Source organism: Trebonia sp. (genome assembly GCF_049794275.1).
Taxonomy (GTDB): domain Bacteria; phylum Actinomycetota; class Actinomycetes; order Streptosporangiales; family Streptosporangiaceae; genus Trebonia.
In genome coordinates this window covers 1-3188 of record NZ_JBARCR010000200.1, presented here as the reverse complement: position 1 = coordinate 3188, position 3188 = coordinate 1, and the positions used below count along the sequence as shown (strand labels likewise).

The window sequence follows — 3188 nt, the reverse complement described above, 5'->3', positions numbered from 1 at the left end:
GCCCGGGCCGGCGCCACTGGTCGCCGCTGACGGCGGCGAACCGGCCGGCCAGCGTGTCCGCGGCGACCCGGAGCTGCCGCGCGACCTCCGCCAGGTCCTGCTCGCCGTACCGGTCGGCGACCGCGGTCTCGTCCTGGTCCCAGTTCGGGTAGATCGGGTCGTCCTCGGTCAGCATCAGCCCGAGGCGGTAGTGGTACAGCCGGAACACGTCCCTGACGTGGCAGCCGTACTCGAGCGGCGACCACTTGCCGGGCAGCGGCCGCCGCGTGGCGTCCGGCGCGGCGAGCGGTTCCTGCCAGGCGGCGGCGTTCACCCGGATCATCGCGGGGATGTCTGCCCTGGCGACCGAGCTGGTGTCGAGGCCGCACTCGGGACACGGGCGGCGCAGCACCCACGTCCAGTCCTTGGTGTCAGGAATGATCGCCACATCGGCTTACGCTACAGTCCGCCCAGCCGTAGCCGCTCATTGTGATTTATCCAATCAGTGAAAAAATGCGGAGCATGGCAGTCAGCGAAGGCGGGGGCGGTGGCCTCATCCGCGTCCTCGGCATCATCTACCTGATCCGGCTATTCCAGGTGCGCAGGCGGCGCAGGCGCGAGGCACAGGCGGACGGTGAGCAGCGCGAGAAGTGACAGCCGCCGGCCGCTGTCCGGCGGCAGGGGTTAGCACGCCTCCTCGCACGAGACTTCGCCCGTCACGACCACCTGGTAGGCGCAGACGCGGCGTTAATAATGCGTTAACGCATTGGCGGGTCACTCACCGCTGCCGGATAATCTTCTACAAGAGTGTCGTATCTCTACGGGAGGCGTCATGCCGACGAACGGCAGCCCCGACGAGACCATGCCCGCTGTCGCGGGCGATCCGGACTGGCTGCCACCCGAGATCAACGTGACGGTGGCGCACCCGGCCCGGGTCTACGACTACTTGCTCGGCGGCAAGGACAACTTCTCCGCCGACCGGGCGCTCGGCGATGCCGTCGCCAAGGCGATGCCGTCGGCACGCGACATGGTCCGCGCGAACCGCGCCTTCCTTGGCCGTGCCGTCCGCTCCCTGGTCACGGAGGCGGGTGTCAGGCAGTTCCTCGACGTCGGCACCGGCATCCCCACGGCGGGGAACACGCACGAGGTCGCGCAGGCGGTCGCGCCGGAAAGCCGGATCGTCTACGTGGACAACGACCCGATCGTGCTCACGCACGCGCGGGCCCTGATCACCAGCGACCCGGTCGGCGCCACCGCGTTCATCCGGGCCGACCTGCGCGACCCGGACACGATCCTCGATGCCCCGGCGCTGCGCCGCACCCTGGATCTCGGCGAGCCGGTCGCCCTGATGCTGATCGCGATCCTGATGTACATCAGGGACGAGGAAGACCCGCGGGGCCTGGTGTCGGCGCTGATGGACGCGCTGCCGTCGGGCAGCTACCTCGCCCTCACCCATCCCACCGCGGACTTCAGCCCGGACGAGGCGGCCGGCGCCGTGGCGGCGACAGAGAAGGGGGGCATCTCGTTCACGCCGCGGAGCCAGGCGGAGGTCGCCGCGTTCTTCGACGGACTCGAGCTGGTGGACCCGGGCGTGGTCCCTATCCTTGCCTGGCACCCGGAGGGCGTCCCTCCCGGCGATCCGCGCGCCGCGTACTACTACGGGGCGATGGGCCGCAAGCCCTGAGCCTCGTACTCTGTGGGTCAAGGATGGTGCCGACGATGGGAGCGGTCATGCCCGCCGCGCGACTGATGCCAACCGCAGAGTCCGCCGAACTGATCGAGCTGACGCGCAGCATCGCCGACAAGGAGCTGCGCCCGGCGGTGAACGAGGCCGAGCGTGCACACGCGTTCCCCCGCGAGGCGTTCAGGACGCTCGGCCGGGCGGGACTGCTGAGCCTGCCCTATCCAGAAGAGTACGGCGGCGGCGGTCAGCCCTATGAGGTTTACCTGCAGGTGCTCGAGGAGATCGCCGCGGCCTGGGCGGCCGTCGGCGTCGGTGTCAGCGTGCACGCGCTGAGCTGCTTCGGGCTCTTCCACGCAGGCACTGAGGAGCAGAGGCGGCGGTGGCTGCCTGACATGCTCGGCGGTGAGCTTCTCGGGGCCTACTGCCTGTCCGAGGCGCACGCCGGCTCCGACCCGGCCGCGATGCGCACCCGCGCGGTCCGCGACGGAGAGGACTACGTCATCACCGGGTCGAAGGCCTGGACCACGCACGGCGGGGTCGCGGACTTCTACAAGGTGATGGCCCGCACGAGTGACGACGGCGGGCGCGGGATCTCCTGCTTCCTGGTGCCCGCCAGTTCTGCCGGCCTGTCCGCGGATACGCCGGAGGACAAGATGGGACTGATGAGCTCTGTTACCGCGACGATGCTCTTCGACGGCGTCCGGATCCCCGCCGAGCGGCGACTGGGGGAGGAGGGCCAGGGCCTGCCGATCGCGCTAGCCGGCCTGGACTCCGGCCGCCTGGGTATCGCGGCGGTAGCGACCGGCGTCGCCCAGGCCGCCCTCGATGTGGCCGTGACCTACGCAAAGGAGCGCGAGACCTTCGGCAAGCCGGTCATCGACCACCAGGGGCTGGCGTTCCTGCTCGCCGACATGGCCGCCGCCACCGAATCCGCACGGGCGACCTACCTGTACGCCGCGCGGCTGCGCGACGCCGGACGCCCCTTCTCCCGGCAGGCGTCGATCGCGAAGATGATCGCCACCGACAACGCGATGAAGGTGACCACCGACGCGGTCCAGGTGCTCGGCGGCGCTGGCTACACCAGGGACTTCCCTGTGGAGCGCTACATGCGCGAGACCAAGGTGATGCAGATCTTCGAGGGCACCAACCAGATCCAGCGGATGGTGATCAGCCGCGACCTCGCCCGCTCGTGAGCGACTGCGGCCGCGCCCGGTGGCGGGCGCAGCCGTGGTGCCGGGAGCAGCACGCTAGCCGCTAACCACGCCACCGGCAGCCGGCTTGATGAGCAGCGTGACCTTGCGGCGGGCGCGGCCGGCCAGGCCGCGGGCGATCTCCCGCAGCATGGCGGGCACGCACGGCCCGTTGTAGATGGCGAAGTCGCCGATCTTGGGCACGCCCGGCTTGTCCTGCACCTGGCGGGCGGCGTCCCGCACGGCCAGCAGCCGGGCGAGGCTGAGCTGCAGCGGCGGCTCGTCCGGCTGGTACCGGCAGCCGATCGGGTAGTCGCGGTCCGGCCGGGTCGTCA

The 3188-nt window shown here is 70.5% G+C and carries 5 protein-coding genes; 3 read left to right on the top strand and 2 right to left on the bottom strand.

What is annotated here, in order from left to right; genetic code table 11:
* Positions 1-427, bottom strand: a 427-nt coding sequence (locus WA805_RS05755; protein WP_425241820.1) for a DinB family protein, incomplete at its 3' end; no start/stop codon positions are given.
* Between the two features lie 74 nt (positions 428-501).
* On the opposite strand from WA805_RS05755, the gene WA805_RS05750 reads away from it, so the two are divergent.
* The 3 genes from WA805_RS05750 (at position 502) to WA805_RS05740 (ending at position 2856) form a co-directional block, all read left to right on the top strand.
* Positions 502-633 carry a hypothetical protein gene (locus tag WA805_RS05750; protein ID WP_422289483.1) on the top strand — a complete coding sequence of 44 codons (132 nt, stop codon included), beginning with the start codon at positions 502-504 and terminating at the stop codon, positions 631-633.
* Between the two features lie 178 nt (positions 634-811).
* Positions 812-1663, top strand: a complete 852-nt coding sequence (locus WA805_RS05745) for an SAM-dependent methyltransferase (RefSeq protein ID WP_425240334.1) — start codon at positions 812-814, stop codon at positions 1661-1663.
* 47 nt (positions 1664-1710) lie between these two features.
* Positions 1711-2856 (top strand): acyl-CoA dehydrogenase family protein, encoded by a 1146-nt coding sequence (locus tag WA805_RS05740; protein ID WP_425241821.1) that lies wholly within the window; start codon positions 1711-1713, stop codon positions 2854-2856.
* Between the two features lie 54 nt (positions 2857-2910).
* Here the strand turns inward: WA805_RS05740 and WA805_RS05735 are convergent.
* Positions 2911-3188: hypothetical protein (locus tag WA805_RS05735; RefSeq protein WP_425241819.1), on the bottom strand; the 278-nt coding region annotated here is incomplete at its 5' end.

What these genes read in the sequence shown, in the direction of transcription:
- WA805_RS05750 (WP_422289483.1), top strand. Translation starts at nt 502, where the DNA reads ATGGCAGTCAGCGAAGGCGGGGGCGGTGGCCTCATCCGCGTCCTCGGC.
- WA805_RS05745 (WP_425240334.1), top strand. Translation starts at nt 812, where the DNA reads ATGCCGACGAACGGCAGCCCCGACGAGACCATGCCCGCTGTCGCGGGC.
- WA805_RS05740 (WP_425241821.1), top strand. Translation starts at nt 1,711, where the DNA reads ATGCCCGCCGCGCGACTGATGCCAACCGCAGAGTCCGCCGAACTGATC.